At 73.1% G+C, this 22,417-nt stretch carries 19 protein-coding genes; 12 read left to right on the top strand and 7 right to left on the bottom strand.

Annotation, left to right across the window (positions count from 1 at the left end):
• Window positions 1-16: 16 nt before the first annotated feature.
• Window positions 17-3,604, bottom strand: coding sequence for a S8 family serine peptidase (locus DB033_RS18165; RefSeq protein ID WP_111768246.1), 3,588 nt, complete (start codon window positions 3,602-3,604; stop codon window positions 17-19).
• Window positions 3,605-3,757: 153 nt separating this feature from the next.
• Between DB033_RS18165 and DB033_RS18160 the strand changes: the two genes are divergently transcribed.
• From DB033_RS18160 to DB033_RS18140, 4 genes are all read left to right on the top strand, one after another.
• Window positions 3,758-5,011, top strand: a complete 1,254-nt coding sequence (locus tag DB033_RS18160; RefSeq protein ID WP_111768245.1) for a PQQ-dependent sugar dehydrogenase — start codon at window positions 3,758-3,760, stop codon at window positions 5,009-5,011.
• Between the two features lie 293 nt (window positions 5,012-5,304).
• On the top strand, window positions 5,305-7,098 hold the full coding sequence (locus DB033_RS18150) for an N-acetylglutaminylglutamine amidotransferase (protein WP_111768243.1): 1,794 nt from the start codon (window positions 5,305-5,307) through the stop codon (window positions 7,096-7,098).
• Complete coding sequence (locus tag DB033_RS18145; RefSeq protein ID WP_111768242.1) at window positions 7,098-8,585, top strand: circularly permuted type 2 ATP-grasp protein; 1,488 nt, start codon at window positions 7,098-7,100, stop codon at window positions 8,583-8,585. Before DB033_RS18150 ends, DB033_RS18145 begins: the two co-directional genes overlap by 1 nt.
• 146 nt (window positions 8,586-8,731) lie before the next feature.
• Window positions 8,732-9,193: a hypothetical protein gene (locus tag DB033_RS18140; protein WP_111768241.1), complete on the top strand. Its 462-nt coding sequence runs from the start codon at window positions 8,732-8,734 to the stop codon at window positions 9,191-9,193.
• A gap of 152 nt (window positions 9,194-9,345) precedes the next feature.
• On the opposite strand, the gene DB033_RS18135 is transcribed toward DB033_RS18140, so the two are convergent.
• Together DB033_RS18135 and DB033_RS18130 are read right to left on the bottom strand one after the other, a co-directional pair.
• A complete protein-coding gene (locus DB033_RS18135) occupies window positions 9,346-9,906 on the bottom strand; it encodes a DinB family protein (RefSeq protein ID WP_111768240.1) in 561 nt (186 codons plus the stop codon).
• 49 nt (window positions 9,907-9,955) lie between these two features.
• A complete protein-coding gene (locus DB033_RS18130) occupies window positions 9,956-10,471 on the bottom strand; it encodes an SRPBCC family protein (protein ID WP_111768239.1) in 516 nt (171 codons plus the stop codon).
• Window positions 10,472-10,574: 103 nt separating this feature from the next.
• Between DB033_RS18130 and DB033_RS18125 the strand changes: the two genes are divergently transcribed.
• The 3 genes from DB033_RS18125 to DB033_RS18115 all read left to right on the top strand — a co-directional run bounded on the left by DB033_RS18125 (window position 10,575) and on the right by DB033_RS18115 (window position 12,992).
• Window positions 10,575-11,216 (top strand): Pr6Pr family membrane protein, encoded by a 642-nt coding sequence (locus DB033_RS18125; protein ID WP_111768238.1) that lies wholly within the window; start codon window positions 10,575-10,577, stop codon window positions 11,214-11,216.
• 39 nt (window positions 11,217-11,255) lie between these two features.
• Window positions 11,256-11,885 carry a MerR family transcriptional regulator gene (locus DB033_RS18120; protein WP_205843978.1) on the top strand — a complete coding sequence of 210 codons (630 nt, stop codon included), beginning with the start codon at window positions 11,256-11,258 and terminating at the stop codon, window positions 11,883-11,885.
• Window positions 11,886-12,020: 135 nt separating this feature from the next.
• Complete coding sequence (locus DB033_RS18115) at window positions 12,021-12,992, top strand: hypothetical protein (protein WP_111768236.1); 972 nt, start codon at window positions 12,021-12,023, stop codon at window positions 12,990-12,992.
• Here the strand turns inward: DB033_RS18115 and DB033_RS18110 are convergent.
• Entirely contained in the window at window positions 12,944-13,786 is an 843-nt protein-coding gene (locus DB033_RS18110; protein ID WP_111768235.1) for an SMP-30/gluconolactonase/LRE family protein, read from the bottom strand. The two genes, DB033_RS18115 and DB033_RS18110, sit on opposite strands and share 49 nt — an antisense overlap.
• Before the next feature lies 1 nt (window position 13,787).
• A complete protein-coding gene (locus DB033_RS18105; RefSeq protein ID WP_111768234.1) occupies window positions 13,788-14,066 on the bottom strand; it encodes a DUF2277 domain-containing protein in 279 nt (92 codons plus the stop codon).
• 184 nt (window positions 14,067-14,250) lie between these two features.
• Between DB033_RS18105 and DB033_RS18100 the strand changes: the two genes are divergently transcribed.
• A complete protein-coding gene (locus DB033_RS18100) occupies window positions 14,251-14,979 on the top strand; it encodes an alpha/beta fold hydrolase (RefSeq protein ID WP_157970786.1) in 729 nt (242 codons plus the stop codon).
• A gap of 9 nt (window positions 14,980-14,988) precedes the next feature.
• On the opposite strand, the gene DB033_RS18095 is transcribed toward DB033_RS18100, so the two are convergent.
• Together DB033_RS18095 and DB033_RS18090 are read right to left on the bottom strand one after the other, a co-directional pair.
• Entirely contained in the window at window positions 14,989-15,666 is a 678-nt protein-coding gene (locus tag DB033_RS18095) for an SDR family oxidoreductase (RefSeq protein WP_111768232.1), read from the bottom strand.
• Window positions 15,667-15,714: 48 nt separating this feature from the next.
• Window positions 15,715-18,039: a putative bifunctional diguanylate cyclase/phosphodiesterase gene (locus DB033_RS18090; protein WP_111768231.1), complete on the bottom strand. Its 2,325-nt coding sequence runs from the start codon at window positions 18,037-18,039 to the stop codon at window positions 15,715-15,717.
• 335 nt (window positions 18,040-18,374) lie between these two features.
• Here DB033_RS18090 and DB033_RS18085 point away from each other — a divergent pair, with 335 nt between their 5' ends.
• The 4 genes from DB033_RS18085 to DB033_RS18070 all read left to right on the top strand — a co-directional run bounded on the left by DB033_RS18085 (window position 18,375) and on the right by DB033_RS18070 (window position 22,337).
• Window positions 18,375-18,812, top strand: a complete 438-nt coding sequence (locus tag DB033_RS18085; protein ID WP_111768230.1) for a hypothetical protein — start codon at window positions 18,375-18,377, stop codon at window positions 18,810-18,812.
• Window positions 18,813-18,933: 121 nt separating this feature from the next.
• The gene (locus tag DB033_RS18080) at window positions 18,934-20,244 is read left to right on the top strand and encodes a hypothetical protein (protein ID WP_111768229.1); all 1,311 of its coding nucleotides are present in this window, start codon (window positions 18,934-18,936) and stop codon (window positions 20,242-20,244) included.
• 196 nt (window positions 20,245-20,440) lie between these two features.
• A complete protein-coding gene (locus tag DB033_RS20820) occupies window positions 20,441-20,851 on the top strand; it encodes an STAS domain-containing protein (RefSeq protein ID WP_157970785.1) in 411 nt (136 codons plus the stop codon).
• A gap of 202 nt (window positions 20,852-21,053) precedes the next feature.
• Entirely contained in the window at window positions 21,054-22,337 is a 1,284-nt protein-coding gene (locus DB033_RS18070) for an MFS transporter (protein ID WP_157970784.1), read from the top strand.
• Window positions 22,338-22,417: the final 80 nt, after the last annotated feature.

Here is a 22,417-nt window from a genome sequence, read left to right as displayed (position 1 = left end):
GACTCGGTGGGCGCGGTCAGGAGGAGCGGCGGCGCCGCTGCCGGGCGGCGACCAGCAGAACGGCGCCGAGGGCGAGCAGCCCCAGGCCCCACACCCCCGGGGTCCGCGGATCGGCGCCGGTGTGGGCCAGGGGGCCGTCGGCGGTCCGGCTGGGTGCCGCGGCGGTCGTCGCGGTGGCAGCGGTCGTAGGAGTGGTGGCCGTCGTGGACGCGGTCGCCGGTGTCGTGGGCCCGGACGGCGACGGCGTCGTGGGGACGACGACCTCGGAGGTCGGCGCCGGGTCGGTGGTGGGAGCGGGCTCCGGGGCCACGACCGAGTAGGAGTAGGGAAACACCGCGACGACGTCGCCGGACGACGCCCCCGAGGCGTTCCGATCGGGATCGGTCGCGGGAGTCGCTGCGGTGACCAGTGCGAGCCTGCCGGCCACGGTGTCGCCGACCCGGTCCGGCACCGGGATGCGGACCTGGACGGTCGCGGTCGCGCCCGGCGCCACCACCACCGGGTCAGCCGCCGGGGACAGTCCGGTCTCGGTGACGAAGGGGGCGCCGTCCGCATCGGTGATCGACGGGTCGTACCGCAGCGTGGTGGCCACCGCCCGCACGGTCGCCGTTCCGTCGGGTGAGCGGACGTCACCGACCGGTCCGGGCACCGACTGCGAGGTGGTCCAGAAACCGGCCGTCACGGGACCGGACGCGGTGACGGCGGAGGAGGTTGCGGGTGCGCCGACCAGATCCGGGTAACCGAGCGGCGCCTGCAGGCCGGGCACGGTGGCCACGTCGGCGTCACTGGTCAGGCGGAGCCCGGTGGTGAAGAACGGCACCGCGAAGGACGGCAGCGTCTGCCCACCGATGACGGGGAGCGGTACCGCGGCGTCGGCGCCCTGAGGGGCGAGTTCCACCTCGGCGGTCTCGTCGGTCCGCGCGTCGACCCGCAGCGACAGCGGCGTCGTGCCCGGGTTGGTGACGGTCAGGACAGCCGGCACCGTGGTCCCGGCGACCGACGTCACGGCCACGGGCAGTCCGTCGGCGGCCGGCCGCACGCCGTCGAGCGACAGGTCCACGGTGAACGGCGCGGCAGCCACCGGCGTCGGGTAGTAGGCCTGGAAGAACAGCAGGGTGTACCGCCAGCGCCCGGGGGTCGGGTCGGCCACGGTCTGGGCCAGGTCCAGTCCGCCGCCGGCCGGGGAACTGATCCCGGCGATGGTGGACCGGACGACCCCGTCAGGGTCGATCAGCACGCCGGTCGCCTCGATGGCCATGTCCGACACCCGCAGAGCCGCCGACAGCGATCGGTGCCCCGGTTCCACGTCGAACTCCCAGGTGCCGGTCTGGAACGGCTCCCGGTCCGCGCCGACCGGGGCCACCGTCCCCGACACCGAGGCGGACCCGCCGGACAGATCCAGGGCGCGCCGCTGCACCACCGGCAGTGCGAGACCGGATCCCACCCGCAGGGTCGCGACGGTGTCGCCGACCTCCGTGGCGGCGGGCACCGTGACGGCGACGGGGACGGTGGCGCCCGGCGCGATGGTCAGCGGCTCCGCCGTCGCGACCGTGTGGCGGACGGCGGTGTCGACGATGAGGTCGCCGACCCAGGGGACAGGGGCGCCCGCCTGCATGACCGCGGTCCAGGTGCCGGCCTCTGGCCGGGCGAGCAGCGCCAGCAGGCCGTTCTCGCCGTCTCCGAACGCGGCGAGGGTGCCGTCGGGCGTCAGCACGGAGGCCTGCACGGCGGCCATCGGATCGACGGTGGTGGGAGTGGCGTTGATCCGCAGCCGCACCCACGCGGCCCCGGCCGGCACGTCGAAGGCGACCGGAGCGGCACCGAACTTCCCGCCGCCCTCACCGGCGGTAAACACCGGGGCGGCCGGGTCGAAGGTCACCGGACGGACGGAACCCGCCGCGGTGTCGACGACGTCGGTGGTGACGGACGGCGTCAGCGTGACCGGTGTCGTCCCGGTGTTGGTCACTTCGGTGCGCAGCACCGCCGGCGCGGCGCCGTCGACGGTGAACTGGCTGTCCGCGCTGACCAGGGTGGTGCCGGGAGCGGCCGGTGCGGCGGCGCCGGCGGTGGGCGTGGTGAGCCCGGGCGCGGGGAGGGACCGGGCGGCGAGGACCGCGGCGTAGGCGTCCACCTGCCCGGAACCCTGCTGGTCGGCGGGCAGGCCGAGGTCCCCGGCCGTGGACGTCACGATCTGCTTGACCTGCGCCGGTGTCGGATCCGCACCGCCGTGGCCGTCCCGGTAGGCCTGCACGACGAGTGCGACGACCCCGGCGGTGAGCGGCGCGGACAGGCTGGTGCCGCCGAACTTCGCGATGTCGCTCGGGGTCTGACCGTCCAGGGCGTCGCACCCCTGGAAACGCGGTCCGGCCACACAGCTCGTCCAACCGGCGTCGCCGGGCGCGACCACGTCGATGGTGCGACCCGTCTGGGTCACGCCCGCCGACGACAGCGTCGCGGTGGTGCCGTTGCGCCAGGTGCCGTTGCCCGACCCGGGTGTGCCGTAGGCGCCGATCTGGACGGGCAGCCGGCCGTTGGTGCTCGCGCCGACGGCGATGACCCGCGGATCGGTGGCCGGGTTGGTGACGGTGGACGCGCCCGCACCGTCCCCGGAGGACACGACGACGGTGACGCCGGCGTCGATCGCGGCGTCATTGGCGGCCTGGATCGCCGACCACGAGCCGACCTCGGGCACCATCGTCGAACCGAACGATTCGGACAGGACGTCGACCCCGGCCGCCACCGCGTGGTCGATCGACAACACGGCGCCGGCGGTCGTCAGGTCGTCGTGGTCGTAGGCGTTGGTGGCGACGATGTCGGCGCCGGGCGCGGTCCCGACCACACGGACCCAGCAGTGCCCGCCCGGCAGGGTGGTCGCGGCCGGGTCGACGACGTCGGCGAGGTCGTAGGTCACCACGCCCTGCGAGCCGACGGCCGAGACGTCGCCGAACGCCTCGACGGCCTCACCGACCTGCCGGGTGCCGTCGGCGACATAGGTGCGGTAGTCCACCACCACCCGGGATCCGTCCGGTCGGATGAAGTTCGGTGCGCCCGGGTCCAGGTTGGTGGTCACGATGCCCACGGTCACGCCGCTGCCGTCGTAGCCCAGGGCCGCCGCGGTGGCTGCCGTGGGATCGTCGGAACGCACGTTCAGGGTCTGCAGCGACTCCGGTTCCAGCTGCGGGGCGTCCTGCGTGCCGGTGCAGGCGGCGTCGGGCACGGTGAACGGCGGTAGCACGGTGCGATCGGCGGCCGCGTCCGCGGGGACGGGCGCGGCAGCGGGCAACGGCGCATCCACCGTCACCGCGGCCACCCGCGGGTCGGCGGCCAGCCACGAGCGCTGGGCGGGCGTGACGGTCGCGACGATCACGCTGGCGCTGCGCGACGCGGCGACATCCCGGGGAGCCGGCCCGCGGAGGTCGGCGAACACGGCGGCGCGGGCGGCGTCGATCGCCCCGGCCCGCGCCGCCAGTGGCACGTCGAGCAGCGGGTTCGACAGGGTGATCACCACGGTGACGGGAGCGCCGGTCGCCGGAGCGGCGGCGGCGGGAACCGTCAGAAGCCCGACGAACGCAGCGAGCAGCAGACGGTTGAGTGGAGTACGCAACGGACCTCGCTCGAACGGGCGGCGACGTAGCGTCGCACATCAGTGACTCAATGATGAGATGAGTGACGCTCCGTGTCCAGATATATCTTTGAGGTGACCTTCGCCGGGACTTTGGTCTTTGACAGTCCTTGACCTGCTGGGCACGGTGGAGGGATGAGCCGCCGACCCGCCGTGTCCCGACGCCTCGTCGCGTTGCTCGCCGTCACGACGTTCGGTGTGGCGGCGTGTTCGTCGGAGGGCGCGGCCCCGGCGTCCACGCCGGCCGGCTCGACCCTGGGCTCCACCCCCGCACCGCCGAGCGCCGGCACCAGCGCCGTCGCACCGGCCACCACCGCCGTCACGCCGGCCTCCACCACCGCCGCGCCGGCCACCACGGTCGAGCCGTCAGCCGGATCCGCCACCCCGTCCACCGCCTCGGTGACCGGACCCGTCCGCCCCGCCGGTGAGCCGACCGATGTCGTCACCGGCCTGGACGCGCCCTGGTCGGTGGTCTTCGTCGACGACACCCCGCTGGTCAGCGAGCGCGACACCGGCCTGATCCGGCAGGTCGGCGGCGACGGCCTCCGCGAGGTCGGCACCGTCGAAGGCGTCGCCGCCCGCGGCGAGGGCGGCCTGCTGGGTCTGGCCCCCTACCCGGCCGACGCACCGACGATGCTCTACGCCTACTTCACCGGTGCCGACGACAACCGCATCGTCCGGATGCCACTCACCGGCGACGCGGCCGCAGGGTTCGGCCTCGGGCCGGCCGAGACCGTTTTCGAGGGCATCGTCAAGAACAGCACCCACAACGGCGGCCGCATCGCCTTCGGTCCCGACGGCATGCTCTACGTGACCACCGGTGACGCCCAGCAGCGGGACACCCCGCAGGATCCGGACAGCGTCAACGGCAAGATCCTGCGGCTCACCCCCGACGGCGACGTCCCCGCCGACAACCCCGTCGCCGGCAACCCGATGTACTCGATGGGCCACCGCAATCCGCAGGGCATCGCCTGGGACGCGTCCGGACAGTTGTGGGCGGCGGAGTTCGGCCAGAACACCTGGGACGAACTCAACCGCATCGAACCCGGGGGCAACTACGGCTGGCCGACGCACGAAGGGGCCGTCGGGGTCGACGGCTTCGTCGACCCGGTGCAGCAGTGGGCGACCGGGGACGCGAGCCCCAGCGGTGTGGCGATCGCCGGGGACACGCTGTTCATCGCCAACCTGCGGGGTGAACGGCTGCGTGCCGTCGACCTCGCGGATCCCGCGGCGTCGACGGAGCTGTACGACGGCACCTACGGGCGGCTCCGCGACGTCACCGTCGCCCCCGACGGCACGCTGTGGATCCTCACCAACAACACCGACGGCCGGGGTGAGCCGACCGACGGCGACGACCGTGTCCTCGGGGTGCCGCTCGCCCCTGGCTGACCGTCGTACCCCCCTCGACCAGCCACAACGGCGCCGGGTACGGTCGACGGGCGACGTCGTCGTCGCCCCCGACGGTGCGCGGTGGATGCCGCGAGACGGACACGGACGGTCGTGGGCCCCCGGGATGCGGTGACGATCGCCCTCTCGGCGTGCGGCCGGGGCCCGTCCGAGGTGTGCTCGTGGAGGCCCCACGCGCCCGAGCGGGACAGGCCGACCACGGACCCACCGGAGGATCTGACCATGATCGTCGCAACGGCCCCACGCTGCACCGTCCGCCGGGCGGAGGTCCTTCCGTGTGCGGCCTGAGCGGGGAGATCCGGTTCGACGGCCACGCCGCCGACGTCGAGGCGGTCGCGCGGATGTCGTGCGTGCTCGAACCACGGGGCCCGGACGGGCAGGGCCTGTGGCAGAGCGGCCGGTTCGCGCTGGCCCACCGGCGGCTGTCGATCATCGACCTGTCCGACGCCGGCGCGCAGCCGATGCTGGACCCGGAGCTCGGGCTCGTCGCGGTGTTCAACGGCTGCATCTACAACTACCGGGAGCTCCGCGCCGAGTTGTCGGGTCACGGCTACCGCTTCTTCTCCACCTCCGACACCGAGGTGATCCTCAAGGCGTACCACCGCTGGGGCACCGACTTCGTGCAGCATCTCCGCGGCATGTTCGCGGTGGTCGTGGTCGAGCGGGACAGCGGCCGGGTGATCATGGCCCGCGACCGGCTCGGCATCAAGCCGCTGTACCTGTCGGCCGCACCCGGGCGGCTGCGGTTCGCCTCGTCGCTGCCGGCGATCCTGGCCGGCGGCGACGTCGACACCGACATCAACCCGGTCGCCCTGAACCACTACATGACCTTCCACGCGGTGGTGCCGCCGCCGCTGACCATCCTGTCCGGGGTGCGCAAGCTGCCGCCGGCGACCGTCCGGGTCATCGGGACCGACGGCCGGCACACCGACACGCAGTACTGGTCACCCACCCACGCCCGCGATCCGCAGTACGCCGGACTGGGCGAGAAGGAGTGGCAGCAGCTGCTCCTGGACACATTGCGGACCGCGGTGAAGCGACGGATGGTCGCCGACGTGCCCGTCGGGGTGCTGCTGTCCGGCGGTATCGACTCGTCCGTCGTCGTCGCGCTGCTCGCCGCGGAAGGGCAGCGGGATCTGTCGACCTTCAGCATCGGCTTCGAGCGGGTGGGCGACTACGAGGGCGACGAGTTCCGGTACTCCGACCTCGTCGCGCAGGAGTTCGGCACCGACCACCACCAGCTGCTGATCCCCTCCGCCGACGTGCTGGACGGGCTGGACGGCGCCGTACAGGCGATGAGCGAGCCGATGGTCAGCCACGACTGCGTGGCGTTCTACCTGCTGTCGCAACAGGTATCCCAGCACGTCAAGGTCGTCCAGTCGGGGCAGGGCGCGGACGAGATCCTGGCCGGCTACGAGTGGTACCCGCCGCTGGCCGGCGTCGATCCCGGCGACCCCGACGCCGCCCTGGCCGCCTACTCGGCGAACTTCTTCGACCGGACGCACACCGAGCTGGGAGCCATCCTGCAGCCGCGGTGGTTCCTCGACGGTGACCCGAGCCGCGACCTCGCCCGCGAGCACTTCGCCCGCCCGGGTGCCGACTCCGCCCTGGACCGGGCGCTGCGCCTGGACTCGCTGGTGATGCTGGTCGACGACCCGGTGAAGCGGGTCGACACCATGACGATGGCCTGGGGTCTCGAGGCGCGGGTGCCGTTCCTGGACCACGAGTTCGTCGAGCTGTGCGCGGCGATCCCGCCGGAACTCAAGCTCGCGCACGGCGGCAAGGGTGTGCTCAAGGAGGCGTCCCGGACGCTGCTGCCGTCGGCGGTCATCGACCGGACGAAGGGACACTTCCCGGTGCCGGCCATCATCAGCCTGCAGGGCCGGTACCTCGACCGGGTCCGTGAGGCGCTGCGCGCACCGGCGGCCGTGGAGCGGGGACTGTTCCGGCCGGAGTACCTGGACATGCTGCTCGCCGACCCGAACACCCACCGGACCAACCTCGGGTCCAATCAGCTCTGGCAGGTCGGGCTGCTCGAGATGTGGCTGCAGCAGCACGTGATCCGCTGATGGCCGGCCCCGCCGACCCGACCGCAGGCACCCCCGTGTCCCCGTTGCTCGACGGCTACGGCGCGCCGCCGCTGGACGAGGCGCTGGACACCTCCGGTGGGATCCGCCCGGTGTACGCGCCGGTGTTGGCCGCGCTGGACGCGCTGGGGCCGGCCGCCCTCGCCGAGCGCGTGCGGGAGCTGCACGCGCTGCGGCAGCGGGAGGGCATGATCTTCACCGCCCCGGTCGGAGGCCACCTCAAGGAGCAGGTGTTCCCGCTGGACGCGGTGCCGCGCATCATCGGCGCGGACACCTGGCGGATGCTGTCCGACGGTGCCGGCCAGCGGGCCCGGGCGTTGAACGCCTTCCTCGCCGACGTCTACACCGACCGTCCCGACGGGGCCGCGGCCGCCATCGTCGCGGCCGGCATCATCCCGGAGGCCCTGGTCCGCGGCGCCCCGGGTTGGCTGCCGGCCGCCGTCGGTCTGGTGCCCGCCGACGTGCCGCGCGCCGTGGTCTACGGCATCGATCTGCTCACCGACGAGGCCGGCCGCTGGGTGGTGCTCGAGGACAACCTGCAGGTCCCGTCGGGCAGTGCCTACGCGCTGGCCAACCGGCGGACCGCCGCGGCGGCGCTGCCCGAACTGGTCGGCACCGTGCCGGCCGTCCGGTCGCCGGAGACGCTGGGGGCGATGTTCCGGGCGGCGCTCACGTCCGTGCGGCCGCCGCGCTGCCGCGCCGAGGTGCCGTCCGCGGTGGTGCTGTCGGACGGGCCGGCGAACTCGGCCTGGTACGAGCACCGTCTGCTGGCCGCCGAGCTCGGCGTCCCCGTCGTGCTGCCCGGACAGCTGGTGGCCGACGGCGACGGGGTCGCCGCCGCAATCGGGGACACGACCGCGCGGATCGACGTGATCTACCGGCGCACCGGTAGCGACGAGCTGATCGACCGGGCCGACGGGCCCGGTGGGCTGATCCGGGACGCGATGGCCGCCGGCACCCTGACGATGGCCAACGCGCCCGGGAACGGGGTCGCCGACGACAAGGCGATCTACGCCTTCGTCGGACCGATGATCCGGTTCTATCTCGGCGAGGACCCGATCCTGGACGACGTGGGCACCTGGGTGCTGGCCGATCCGGGCCAGTACGACGCGGTGCGCGGCCGGATGGGCGACCTGGTGGTCAAACCCGTCGACGGCTCCGGCGGCGAGGGCGTGATGATCGGCCCCGACCTCACGCCGTCGCAGGTGGCGGCGGTCGAGGCCGCCGTGGCCGCCCGCCCCGAGCGCTACATCGCGCAGGACGTCGTCCGGTTCTCCACGCACCCCACCCTGATCGGCGACGGACTCCGGCCCCGGCACGTGGACCTGCGGATCTTCGCCTTCGCCCACTCGATGACCGACGTGGTGGTGCCACCGGTGGGGCTCACCCGGGTGGCGCTGCGGTCCGAGGGACTGCTGGTCAACTCCTCGCAGGGCGGCGGCTCGAAGGACACCTGGATCCAGGAGTAGTCGAGGCCGTCGCAGCCTCGGATGGATCGGGTCCGATGGAGCTGGGAACGCGGTCCGCCCGCTGTGGGGCGGATTTCGCTCACCGGTGGGAGCGATCCGCCCCGGAAGTGAGGCACCCGAGAGCAGCCGGCTGGTAGAAGGAGCGGATGACCGGGCCACGGACGCGCGACGGGCGCCCGACGAAACCGCTCGGCCGCCTGTGGTGGTGGCTGTCGGCGATGCTTCTCCTCACCGGCGGACTCCTGCTGTACGTCATGACGGTGCGCCCGGTCCGCGGGTGGGTGGTCGTCGCGCTCGTGGTCGCAAGCCTGGCGGTCGTCGCGGCCTTCGTGCGCACGGCGATGCGGAGCAACGCGGACTTCGTCCGTTCGCTGTCCGGCGAGGACCGGGAACGGCACTACCCGGTGCTGCCCGCGCGACGGCTGTGGCACCTGCTGCCGATCCCGATCGTCCTCAGCGGGTTGGGGTTGTGGGCGTCCCTGGAGGACTGGCTGGGTTTTCCGGCCTGGAACGCGCTCGCGTCCGTCGGGTGGGGGTTCTACTTCACCGTCCTGTTCCGCTCGTTGGCGGCCCGTCGAGCCGGGGAGTCGCCGACCCCGGACGCCTGAGGCGCCCGGGGAGCGCTGCCGGAGGCGTGTCGGTCCGCACGGTCCGGGGCGGATCGGGCCGGGAACGCGGTCCTCCGCTCGACGTGGGGCGGATTGCTCTCACCGGTGAGAGGAATCCGCCCCGGAAGCGAGGCGCCTCAGGGCGACCGGTCTCAGCTCCGGTGGGCGTGGAGGTCCCGCAGCAGGGCGATCTCGGCGCCGTGGTGGATCAGCTCCCGGTGGATGTGCAGCACCAGAGCGGCCATCGACAGGGTCTCGAAGCCGCCCTCGCCGCACGCCCGGTGCAGTCCGTCCTCGCCGAGCGAGCGGACGCCGGCGACCCACGCGGCGTACATCCCGTCCAGCTGCGCCAGCGCCGCGTCGGCGGTCCCCGGGTAGTCGTAGCCGAAGTAGTCCACCGGCGGGCCGCCGAAGTGGGAGGCGATCCGCGCTCCGAGCACCCCGACCAGCAGGTGTCCCAGCCGCCACGCGATCGTGGTGACCGGCGCGGGCTCCGGTGCGGGTGCGGCGAACTCGATCTGCCAGTCGCCCGACCCGCCGGTGATGGGTGTGGTGGTGGTTCCCCGCGGTCGCAGGCTCCAGCAGCCGGCGACCGGCTCCCAGAAGTACTCGTCGTCGGTCAGTCCGGTCAACCGCGGTCGCAGTTGCTGCTCCCAGTGCCAGGTCAGCTGCAGCAGCAGCTCGTCGTTCCAGGTGACGGCGGTGGTGGTCATGACGGTCCTCTCGCTCGCAGGGTGCCCCTCACCGTGGCAGCGCTTCCGGTCAGGGCATGTCCGCAGAGCGGTCGACCTGGTCGCTGAACCAGGCCGACTGCGCCGGGTGGTAGTCGTCGAACGACGGTGGCGCCGCGCCGGTGTGCGCGGCGACGAACATGTCCAGGTAGTACTCCCAGCCGGGACCGAGGTCCGCGACGCCGGCGGTGTCGGGCAGCCGCTGGGTCAGCGTCAGCAGCGCTCCGCCCGGAGCCGCCGCCACGGTCACGGCCAGCTCCCAGCTCGCGGCGTCGTCGGTCATCGACACCTCCAACCGTGCCGGCGGTCGGCACACCCGGATCAGCACGTCGTTCCACGGCGTGCCCTCCTCGAACCCGGACCGCAGGTGCACGGTCCGGCCCTCGCCGGGCTCGCCCTTCCACATCCCGAACCACCGCGCCGTGCGGTCGGGCTCGGTCAGCGTGGCCCACACCTCCTCGGGGGGCGACGCCAGGCTGCGCTGGACGACGAGATCGCAGCCGCCACCCGCCCGCAGCTCCACACGTCCGGTCGGTTCCGCTGTCATGCCGCCTCCTCGGATGGTGACCCCATCGTCGTCCGGACCGGGGGTCCGTGCAGCGTGAACCGGGCGTTCTACGATCGGGCGGTTACCGAACCGAGGAGCGGACGTGACCCCGTACCCGGCACCTCCCGTCGCCGCCCGTGTGCTGCGGGTGGTGGTGGCACTCGCGGTCGTCGCCGCCGTCGTGGCCACCGTCGTCGACATCAGCTCGCGGACCACGCTGCAATTCTTCAACTTCTTCGGCTTCTTCACCGTGCAGTCGAACCTGCTGCTCGCCGCGGTCTACCTGGTCATCACGCCGGCGGCGAGGCCCCGGTCGGCCCGGGCCGCGGAGCTGCTCAGCCTGGTGCGGGCGTCGGTGGCGACCTACATCGTCATCGTGGGTGTGGTCTACGGCCTGCTGCTCGCGCCGCTCGGCGAGGCCGGTGGGGTGCCGGTCCCGTGGGCGAACACGGTGCTGCACATCGTCACCCCCGTCTACGGGCTGCTCGACTGGATCGTGTTCCGTGACCGGTCGCCGCTGGCCGCCCGGCGGGTGTGGGTGGTGCTGCTGTATCCGCTGGTCTGGCTGGTCGTCGTGCTAGTGCGGGGGGCCACCGACGGCTGGGTGCCGTATCCGTTCCTCGATCCGGCGAACGGCTACGGTTCCGTCGCCGTGGTGTGCGTGGGCATCCTGCTGGCGTTGCTCGTGGTGGGCTCGCTGGTCTTCGCGGTCAGCCGGTCGCATCCGGCGACCCCCAGCCACTAGACAGCACCACTCTCGAAAGCTACGCTCTCCAATATGCGGATGGCGGAGCTGAGCGAACGGTCGGGGATCCCGGTCGCCACGGTCAAGTTCTACCTCCGTGAGGGCCTGCTGCATCCCGGGGTCCGCACGAGCCAGACGCAGAGCAGCTACGACGACACCCACGTCCGGCGACTGGGGATGATCCGGGCCCTGATGGACGTCGGGGGGCTGTCGGTCTCACGGACGTCGGAGGTCATCGCCGCGATGGCCGACCAGGATCGCCCCCTGGGTGAGGTCCTGCACGCGGCCCAGCTGTCGGTCAGCCGGTTCGCGGCGACCGCCGGCCCGCTGGACCGGGAGCGGGCTCTCGCCCGGGTGGACGAGCTGGCCGCCCGCCGGGGCTGGACGGTGCACGAGGGCAACCCCGGGAGGCTGGCCGCCGCGGATGTCCTCGCCACCCTCGACCACGTCGGCGTGCACAGTTACGACGTCCTCATCACCGCGTGCGCCACGGCGGCGGAGATCGTCGCCGAGGCGGACCTGGAGGAGGTCGCCGCCACCGTCGGTGGCCGCGAGTCCGTCGTCGAGACCGTGGTCGTAGGAACGGTTCTCGGCGACGTGCTGTTGATGGCGATGCGCCGGATGGTGCAGGAGCACATCTCGCGCAAGCAGTACCCCCACACCCCCTGACCCGGTCGTCCCGCGCTTCCCGGCCGCCCCGCTCGGTGACGGTCCGGTCCTGTTCGGCCCGCACCTCGCTCCACCGTTCCCTCCGCCGCCGTCGGCCCGGAGGTCGCTGCCGCACGCCCCCGAACGGAGACCACCATGACCACCTCGCACCGCCTGCTCCCCGCCGTCCTCGGCCGCCACCGTCCGCTCCGCGTCCTGGCTGCCGCGATGGCCGTCTGCGCGGTGGTCAGCGTCGTCGGCCTCGTCCTGGACGACCGGATCCTCACCGGGGCGCCGATCTGGGCCAAGCCGCTCAAGTTCTCACTGTCGATCGCGGTCTACGCGTGGTCGCTGGCCTGGCTGATCGACCAGCTGCCACGGGCCCGGCGCACCGCCTGGTGGCTGGGAACGGCGGTCGCCGTGCTGCTCGGCGTCGAGCAGGTCATCATCGTCGGCGCGGTACTGCGTGGGACGACCAGCCACTTCAACGGCGGCAGCCCGGTGGACGCCGCGTTGTACGCGGTGATGGGGCTGGCCATCTCGGCGGTCTGGGTGATCACCCTGGTGCTCGGGCTGATGGTGTTCCGCCGGCCCGGCCCCGACCGGGCGCGCACCCTCGCCGTCCGGGCCGGCGTGGTCGTCGCGTTGATCGGGATGGCGGTGGCGTTCCTGATGACGGCGCCGACCGGTGCGCAGATCGAGGCCGGTGGCACCGTCGTCGGGGCGCACACCGTCGGGGTCGCCGACGGGGGACCCGGACTGCCGCTGCTCGGCTGGAGCACGGTGGCCGGTGACCTGCGGATCCCGCACTTCGTCGGGATGCACGCCCTGCAGGGGCTGCCGTTGCTGGTGGTGGCGCTGGAGCTGGTGGCGCGCCGGTGGGCGCCGCTGCGGTCGACGGCCGTCCGGACCCGGCTCGTCGGGGTCGCCGCCGCCGGCTGGCTCGCCACCACCGCGCTGCTCACGGTCCAGGCGCTGCGCGGTCAGTCGATCGTGCAGCCCGACGGGGCGACCCTCGGAGCGGCCGCCGTGGTGCTGATCGGTGTGGTCGCCGGTGTCCGGGCCGCGCTGCGGACCGCTCAGCCGGCGAAGGTCGCCGCCGGCAGCCCCCGGACGCCGGCGGAGTAGTGGAACACCGCACCGGCGGCGGCGTGGTCGTCGTCGCCCTCGGCGGACGTGGTGATGAACAGCTCGTCCAAGCCGTCACCGCCGAAGGTGCACGCCGTGACGTTGGTGGCGTCCACCTTCACGACCTCGACGAGCGCGCCGTCGGCGGCGTAGTGGTGCACCGCGCCGCCGCCCCAGAGCGCGACCCACACGCCGCCCTCGGCGTCCAGGGTCAGGCCGTCGGGCGAACCGCCCTCCACGGTGACGAACGGGCGTCGACCCGTGAGAGCGCCGGCGGCGTCGGAGTCGAAGACGTCGATCCGGCCGGTCGGGGTGTCGTTGTAGAAGGCGTGGGTGCCGTCCCCGGTCCATTCGAGACCGTTGGACACGGTCGCCCCGGTGAGCACCACGTCCAGGGTGCCGTCGGCGGCGATCCGGTGGATCGACCCGGCGCCGGGCGTCTCGTCGTAGGCCATGGTCCCGCACAGGAAGCGGCCGGCCGGGTCGCAGGTGCCGTCGTTGAAGCGCAACGCGGGATCGGTGACGACGGTGGCCAGTGTGCGTAGGGCGCCACCGGGCTCGTCGGCGACGACGAAGTCCCGTTCGGTGGCGATGACCAGACCACCCTGCCGGCGGGGCCGGAACGCCGCCGCCACCTTCCCGACCTTCCAGTCGCTCACCGAGCCGTCGGCGGCCAGGTGCAGGATGCTGCCCGCCAGCAGGTCCACCCAGCGCAGGCCACCCCACTCCGGCCACCACACCGGGCCCTCGCCGTGGTGGGCGTCGGGCCCGGTCAGCTGTTCCGCGCGTGCCACCTCAGGACGCCGTCGCCCGTGCGGCCATCCGCGCCAGCACCTCGGGCCGGCGCAGCGGCGGGACGGTGGCCGGTGGCTGCCGGCGCTCCGGCAGCTGGCCGAGCAGCCGGGCGGTGATCGCCGCGATCTCGGCCACCGCGGCCTCGAACGGCTCGCGGGTGGTGTCGGTGACCTTCTGGATCCCGGACACCTTGCGCACGTACTGCCGGGCGGCGGCCTCGACCTCGACGGGGGTGGCTGCGGGGACGAGACCGCGCAGCTCGGTGATGTTGCGGCACATGCACCCAGGGTAGGACGGTGCCCGCGGTCCGTCGCCCCCGGGACCAGCCGATTCGTTCCTCCGCGGGAGACGCCCCGCGGTAGGGTGGGCCATCCGTCGCGGCCGGTCATCCGGGGCGCGGCGTCTGGACCGGGTCCCTGGCGGGGCCCCGGTCGCCGCACCCATCGACGAGGATGGTTCTTCCGTGGCTTTCAGCTTGGCGCACGACGTCCACATCGGCGACCACCTGGTCCGGATCCGCTGTGCCGGGACCGGCCGGCCCGTGCTGCTGCTCCACGACATCGGCGGCTGCGGTGCCTCGTTCGCCGGTCTGACCAGCGGGATCGTCGGCATCGGCCGCGAAGCGGTCGCCCCCGACCTGCCCGGGTTCGCGCAGAGCGACCCCATCGACGGCGGGATGCCGGAGCTGGTCGGCTTCCTGCAGGAGCTCACCGAGCAGACCATCGACGGCGAGGTGGACATCGTGGGGCACGGGTTCGGCGGGTACCTGGCGCTGAGCCTGGCCGCCGACGCTCCCGACCGCTACCGCCGCATCGTCCTCGAGGACCCGATGTCGCCGCCGCCCGCGGGCAGCCGCGGCACCAGCCGGATGACCGCCTCGATGGCGCTGAACGGGGCGTTCACCACGGTTCGCCGCGGGCGGATCCTGCAGAACGTGGGCGGGTTCGGACGGGCCAAGACCCTGCTGGAGACGCTGGCCCGACCGGATCAGGAGTGGTGGGACCGACTGACCGCCGTGCGGTCCGAGGTGCTGCTGCTCGACCTGGGTCACGCCCGCTCCGACCACCGCTCGCGGCTGCGTCAGCTGGAGAACGCGCTGCTCAAGGTCGACCACCGGGATCTGTCGGGGGAGACGAACGCCGCCGAGCCGGGTGGCGCCGCGCACCGGGCGCTGCTGGAGTTCATGGCCTGACCTCCGCGGTCACGGTGTGCGTTGCGGCTCGAGCCGGATCTCGGTGGGGCAGCCGCGCACCGGGAAGCCGGTGACGAAGCGGACCGCCGCGGCCACGTCGGCCGGCGCCAGCAGCGCGTCCACCGCGGCCCCGGCGCGCAGACCCGCGCCCGCCGCGACCAGGCCGGGGCTGATCAGGCTGACCTTGACGTCACGGTCCCGGACGTCCAGCCACACCGCACGGGCGAGCCCGGTCAGCCCGTGCTTGCTGGCCACGTAGGCCGCGTTGTGCGCGTAGGCGGTGTGACCGGCCGCCGAGCCCAGGTAGATCAGCGTCGACGGTGCCGTCCGCAGCAACGTGGGCAGCAGCAGCCGGGTGGCGGCCGCCGCGGCCACCAGGTTCACGTCCAACACCGACTCCCAGGCGGCAGGGTCGGCCTCGTCGGCGTCGGCCCAGTCGAAGAGGCCGGCGGCCCAGACCACGACCCGCAGCGCGGGCAGGCCGGCGGCCGCGGTGGCCAGGGCCGTCCGGTCGGTGACGTCCACGATCTCGGTGTCGGCGTCCGGGCCGACGGCCGCGCACGCCGCCGCCAGCCGTTGCCGCGACCGTCCCCACAGCCGCACCCGGTGCCCGTCGGCCGCCAGGGCGGCGGCGACCGCGGAGCCGATCGCGCTCGAGCCGCCCACCACGAGCGCGGTCACGTCCATACCGGTGACCTGCCCCGACCGTCGGCGACCGACGCACCCGGGTCGTCCTCAGCGGGCTTCGACGTCCAGGTCCAGCTGCAGCGGCCGGCCCAGAAGGGCAAAGATCTTGTCGGCCGGCGCGGGCCGGGCGAACAGGTTGCCCTGGGCGAACGGGCAGCCCAGCTCGCGCAGGACGGCGGCCTGGGCCGGGCGTTCGACGCCTTCGGCGACCATGTCCAGCCCGAGGTCGCTGCCCAGCCGCAGCAACGCCCGGATGAGGCGTTCGGCCCGCGGGTCCCGGTCGATCTCGGCGACGAACGCCATGTCGATCTTGAGGATGCGCAGCGGGATGTGCTGCAGGTTGACCAGCGACGAGTAACCCTTGCCGAAGTCGTCCAACGCCAGCGGCAGCCCGAGCGCGCTCAACGACCGGGTCACCGCGGTCACCGTGGCGATGTCGCCCAGCAGGGCGTCCTCGGTGATCTCCAGGACCAGCTGGTCGGCGTTCATGTCCCACCGGCCGAGCACGTCGGCCATCCGGGCGGGGAAACCCGGGTCGGTGATGAGCGACGGCGGCACGTTGACCGCGACCCGCAGGTCGCGGTGGCCGAGCCGGCGCGACCAGTCCGCCACGTCGGCGCAGGCGGTCCGCAGCATCACCGTGGTGAGCCCGCCGATCAGGCCGGCGCGCATCGCGAGGGGGACGAACTGGCTCGGCGGGACGTCGGCGCCTTCGTGGCGCCACCGGGCCAGCGCCTCCAACCCGACGACCATCCCGTCGGTCAGCGACACCACCGGCTGGTACACCGCGGTGATGCGGCCGTCGGCGATCGCCGCCGCCAGCGGCTTCTGCAGGGGCAGGTCCAGCACGTTGGGCGCCATCATCGTCGGGTCGTACAGCGCGAGCTTGCCCTTGCCCGACCGCTTCGCCGAGTACATCGCCAGGTCGGCGTTGGCCAGCAGCGCCTCCAGCGTCGGGCTGGGGTCGTCGGGCTTGACCTCGATCATCCCGACGCTCATCCGGACGGTGAGCAGGCTGCCGGCGACGGTGAACGGCGGGCGCAGCGCCTCGATGATCCGCGCCCCCACCGCGGTCGACTCGCCGCCGTCCTCGATGAGGATGGCGAACTCGTCGCCGCCGAACCGGGCCAGGGTGTCACCGGTCCGCAGCGCACCCCGGAGCCGGTCGCTGACCCGGATCAGCAGCTCGTCGCCGGCGGGATGACCGAACGTGTCGTTGACCGCCTTGAAGTCGTCGAGGTCGCAGAACATGATGGCCAGCGGACGCAGATCCCGCCGGTGCAGCTCCAGTGCGTGCCCGACCCGGTCGTTGAACAGGGCCCGGTTGGTCAGCCCGGTCAGCAGGTCCGAGGTGGCCTGCCGGCGCAGCTGGTCCTCGCGGGCGGCGACGACGGCCATCAGGCGCCGGTTCTCGCTGTACGTCAGGTACTGCCGCCCCACGACGCCGGCCACGCCCACCGCGAAGCAGACGAAGTCGATCGGCCCGGCGGTCCGTTGCGTCACCAGCTGCACGACGATGACGACGGCCGCGGCGGCGAGCAACGGCAGGAACGGGACGATGAACGGCACGTCATGAGCGCTCACCGGGTTCTCGATGAACGTCTCCGCGTCCTTCGGCGGGCGGATCGCGGTCACCGCGATCAGCACGAACGCGACCACCCAGCCCAGATCGGAGAGGGCCCCGGTGGCGTAACGGTCCGTCGCGGAGAGGTAGGCGTAGGAGCTGTCGGCCACGGCCATCGCCGTCAGCGCCGCGGTCAGCAGCAGCAGCGGCCGGCGGAAGGGGCCGGGGCGGCTCAGCGAGTACACCACCATGGCCACGAACAGCACGTCACCGATGGGATAGGCCATCGACACCACGAGGGCCATCGGTTCGCCCTGGTAGGTCTCGTAGACCGTCCGCAGCACGGTCCACCACGAGATCACCAGCATCGAGCTGACGACGACCACGCCGTCGAGCACGTTGCGGATCCGGATGCCGGGCGGCTGCGAGGTGGGGAACTTCCACAGGCCGACCGCGACGCCGATCGGGAACATCAGGAACCCGACGTCGGCCAGCGACGGCAACGGAGCCGGGTCGTCGGCGACCAGCTCGTAGTAGCAGTAGACGAGTTGCCCGCACGCCCAGCCCGAGACCCCGAACCCGATCCACCGCCACGACGCCCGCAGCGCCCCGTCCGTGCGGAACGAGGTGACGAGCGCGGCGGCGCCGGCGAACGCCGACAGCACGAGCTGTGTGAGGTCGCCGAAGACGGTGATGCCGCGGGTTCCGCGCTCCGAGCCGACGAACACCCCGCCGATCGCCAGCACGACGACCGCGGCGACGACCATCAGACGGACGGTGGACGCCCGCGGGGTGAGAGAACCGAGCATGCGCAGCTCCGGTACGGGTCGGCGGATCGCCGACCGGCCGGGCGCGGTGGTCGACGGCGGAGAGGGTCGGGAAAGGGTGGGTCTCCTCTCACGATCCTCCGTCGAGGAGACGGCGGGCGTCACCTCACCAGGTGAATGACGCGCGTTCCGTCATGGTCGATGGGGTCAGTATGACGGAGGACATCGGCGATCGGGCGGAAAACGGGGGACCGACCGGGGGTCACGTCGTTTCCCCGACGACCTGGGTAGACAATCAACGGGCCGTCCTTCGACGGCCCCCCACGTCGGACAGGTCGGACATCCGATCCGCCACGGACACAGAACGAGGAACGCTCATGTCACTCGCCGCCAAGCTGCGCCGCGCACCGGTCCGGGTCGCCGCCGGTGCCTTCGTCCTCAACAGCGGTCTGGGCAAGATCAAGGGCGACTCCGAGCAGGCCGCCGGTATCCACGGGATGGCCGTCGGCGCCTACCCGTTCCTGAAGAAGGTGGAGCCCAACACCTTCCTCAAGGCGCTCGGCGCCACCGAGGTCGTCCTCGGCGCGGCGCTGCTGCTGCCGCTGGCGCCCGCCGGGCTGGTCGGCCTGGGGCTGAGCGCCTTCGGCACCGGACTGGTCGGGCTGTACGTGCGCACCCCCGGCCTGCACGACCGCTACCTGCGTCCGACGCCGGGCGGCATCGGTATCGCCAAGGACGTGTGGCTGGCAGCCATCGGGTACGGGCTCGTCGTCGACGCTGCGCTGGCCGAGTCGCCGGTCACCCGCACCGACTGATCCGCCACCGGGTACTGCAGTCGCGCCGGTCGAGGCGACCATCCTTCCGTGAGCTGATCGCCCCGTTCGGCGCAGTCGCGCGTCGTACGCTGGGCACCGTGTTCGGAACCAGGTCGCGTCGGTGGTCGCCGTGGCCGGCCTGATCGACCTGCCGCCGGTCGAGGCCGGCCCGGCGGCCGACGACCCGCTCCACCCCGCTGACGCAACAACCCCGTCCGCACACCCGCCGCAGCCGCCGTCACCCCCGCTGACGATCCGGGAACGGTCGTTCGAGCGCGCGGTCACCGCGGCCGGCGTGATGCCGATGGTCTCGCCGGCGGCGGTCGGGACCGCCGACATCCGGCGCGAGCGCCAGGTGGCACAGGCCTTCCGACGGGCGGCGTTGCGGGCCCGGTGGTGGTTCGTCCTGGTACTGGTCGGCGCGGTCGCGGCCTCCGGCTACGTCGTCCTGCGCACCGATCAGCAGGTGTCGGCGATCGTGGTGTGGCCCACCACCGGCAGCAGGTTCGTCGAGTCCGCGGCGTCGGTCGACGACCCGGGGTACCGGACCACGATGGCCATCGTCGCCGGCGGTCTGAACCGCAAGAGCGGCAACCTCGTCGCGGAGGCGCTCGCCCCGTCGCTGGCCGGCCCGCAGACCCGCGTGTTCAGCCTGGTCTACGGCAGCGGCATCTACGACGACGACATCGACGCGAAGTTCGACGCCCTGTTCCAGCGCTTCCGGCCCGAGCGCCTGGTGCTGTACGGCAACAGCATGGGCGGCGACGTCGTGCTCAACATCGCGCAGCACTTCCAGCAGCGGTTCGCCGACCCGACGTTGTACGCGCCGGGTCAGGTGGTGCCGGTGATCGACACGGTCTTCCTGGACTGCACACCGCTGAGCACCGCCGACGTCCGGTCGAACGCGCGGTCGCGCGCGGACTTCCTGACCGGCCTCACCGAGGCGGTGGGCACCGACGGCGGGGCGGTGACGAGGCTGGCCGCCGAGATGCTGGTGCAGCGCCGGCAGTGGTCGACGGGCGACTATCCGTTCCTGATGGTCGACGGTCACCGCTTCGCCTACAAGTGGGACGAGGTGTGGCGGGAGAAGCTGAACCCGACCGGGGTGTCCACCGCCCTGGTGAAGGACCAGTACGGCGTGATCCGCCGCTTCGACGCGGCGGGCGTGTTCGGCGCGCTCGCGGACGGCACCGATGTGGTGTACCTGCGGCCCGACGTCGGCACCGACGACAACACCATCAACGTCGACCGGGTCGAGTCCGCGCTGACCGTACTGGCCGCCGCCTCCGATCTCGATCTGACCGTCATCGACATCCCCGGTGGCACCCACGCCAGCGCGGTGCGCGACGCCGACCGCTACAACGCCGCCATCGACGATCAGCAGACCGAGGCCGTGCGGAGCCGGGTGGCGGAGCTGTACGCGGGCCGTTGAGCCGTCCGGCGTCGGTCCGACGCAGCGTGGGCGGGCTCGCCGACCGGCCCGTCACGCAACGCTCATGTCATCCGATCGCCCGCGCCGCCGCGGTCGGTGCGGGTCGCCCGCTCGTGCCATGACGCGGTGGAAACGTCGGAGTACTTTCGGTGATGGTGGAAGTGGCTCCCATCGTGGGGGGCCGAGGGAGGCCCAGTTGTCCGTCCAGCGCACCATCCCGCAGATGCGGACGCCGCTGTCCGGCGGCGCCCGCCGCCTGTCGGTCCACACCACGCAGACCGCACGCGTGGGCGTGCTGGTCCTGCGGGGCGACGCCCGACCGGACGCGCTCGGGCCGCTGATCACGGCGATCGACGGGCTGTTCGCCGCCCGCGTCGGCGCCATCGTCCTGGACTGCCGGGACGTCACCTCGTGGTCGAGCCGTGGGCTGGAGGTCGCGGTGCTCACCGCCACCCGCGCCCACGAGCAGCGCATCGGCTTCGCCGCCTGCGGCGTCCCGGAGGAGCAGCTGTCCTTCGTGCGGCGGCAGTGGCCGGGGGTCCGGGTCGAGCAGTTCGCCTACCCCGGGCGTCGGTCCGCCGAGGACGCCCTGCTGTCGCACGCCTGACCGGCGTCGGTCGCCCGCTGGTGCGAAGCGTTCGTCCCCCCATCGGGGCTTCACCGACAGCGAGGTCTTCGCTACGGTGCGACGTGACGGTCATACTGACACCGGGGACGGACCGGATGTACGGCAGGGGGCGGATGCATGACGGCGGAACGACCGGCGCTGTCCGACGCCCGCCGAGCAGCTGATCCCGTGGTCGCCTGAGGTGGACCTCCTCCCCGTCGCCCAGGTCCGCAGCCGGTACCTGATCCTGATCTCGCTGCGGTGGCTGGCGGTCGGTCTGGTCATCCCCGTCCAGGCCCTGCTGCCGCTGGCCCGCGGCCTCTCGCTGGCCCAGCTCGGTGTGGTCATGGCGATCCAGGGATTCGTGGTGCTGGCTCTGGAGCTGCCGACCGGTGGACTCACCGACGCCTGGGGCCGTCGCCCCGTCCTGGTGCTCGCCGGCGTGATCGGTGTCGCCGCGACATCGCTGTACTTCGTCGCCGACAGCGTGGCGTCCTTCGCCGTGGCGAGTGCCCTGATGGGCGTCTTCCGGGCGCTGGACTCCGGTCCGCTGGAGGCGTGGTTCGTCGACGCGACCCAGGCGACCGTCCCGGACTACCCCCTCGAACGCGGCCTGTCGGCGGGCAACGCCGCCCTGAGCATCGCCATCGCAGCCGGTTCGGCGCTCGCGCTGCCCCTCGTCAGCTGGCAGCCCTTCGACGGAGTCGAGCCGCTGGCGTTGCCGGTGGCGGCGGCCCTGGTTGTCCAGATCGTGCTCATCCCGCTGACGCTGGTCCTGATGCGCGAGATCCGGCCGGCGGGCGAACGGCCGGGGGTGTGGTCGGGCATCCGTGAGGTACCCCGGGTGATCGGTGGCGGCGTCGCGCTGCTGCGGCGTTCCCGCGTGGTGCTCGCGCTGGTGTCGGTGGAGCTGTTCTGGAGCTTCGGGATGCCGGCCTTCGAGTCCCTCACCCCGGTGCGGCTGTCGGAACTGTTCGACGGCGACGCGGACCGGGCCGCAGCGGTGATCGGACCGGCCGGCGCGGCGGCGTGGGCGGCGGCGGCCGCGGGATCGGCCGTCGCCCTGCTGATGACCCGCTGGTGGGGGGTGGCCCGCAGCGCCGTCCTGCTGCGCCTCGTGCAGGGCGCGACCGTCGTGACGATGGGGCTGATCGGTGGCGTCGTCGGTTTGCTGACCGCGTTCTTCGCCTGCTACCTGGTGCACGGCGCCTCGAACGCGTTGCACAGCACCCTGCTGCACCGCCAGGTCGGCCCCGACCACCGCGCCACGGTGGTCTCGTTGAACTCGATGGTGTCCCAGCCGGCCGCGTCGGTGGGCGTCCTCGTGCTGACCGCCGTGGCCGACCGGACCGGCGACACCTCCTGGTCGTTCGTCATCGCGGGCGTGGTGATCGCGATCGCGGCGCCGCTGTACCTGCCGGCCTGGCGCGCCGAACGGGAGACCGCGCCGGCCGCGGTGGCGCAAGGGGCCTCGGGCCCGACCTGAGGGCGGCGGCGCCGTGCGGGGCGGTCCCTCCGGCGGCGCGGATCCGGTGGCCGCTGCCGGTCGTGCGCGGGGGGGTCGCC

This window comes from Nakamurella deserti, assembly GCF_003260015.1.
In the GTDB taxonomy this organism is placed as follows: Bacteria; Actinomycetota; Actinomycetes; order Mycobacteriales; family Nakamurellaceae; genus Nakamurella; species Nakamurella deserti.
The sequence above is the reverse complement of the archived record's forward strand: the minus strand, read 5'-3'. Positions and strand labels throughout refer to the sequence as shown.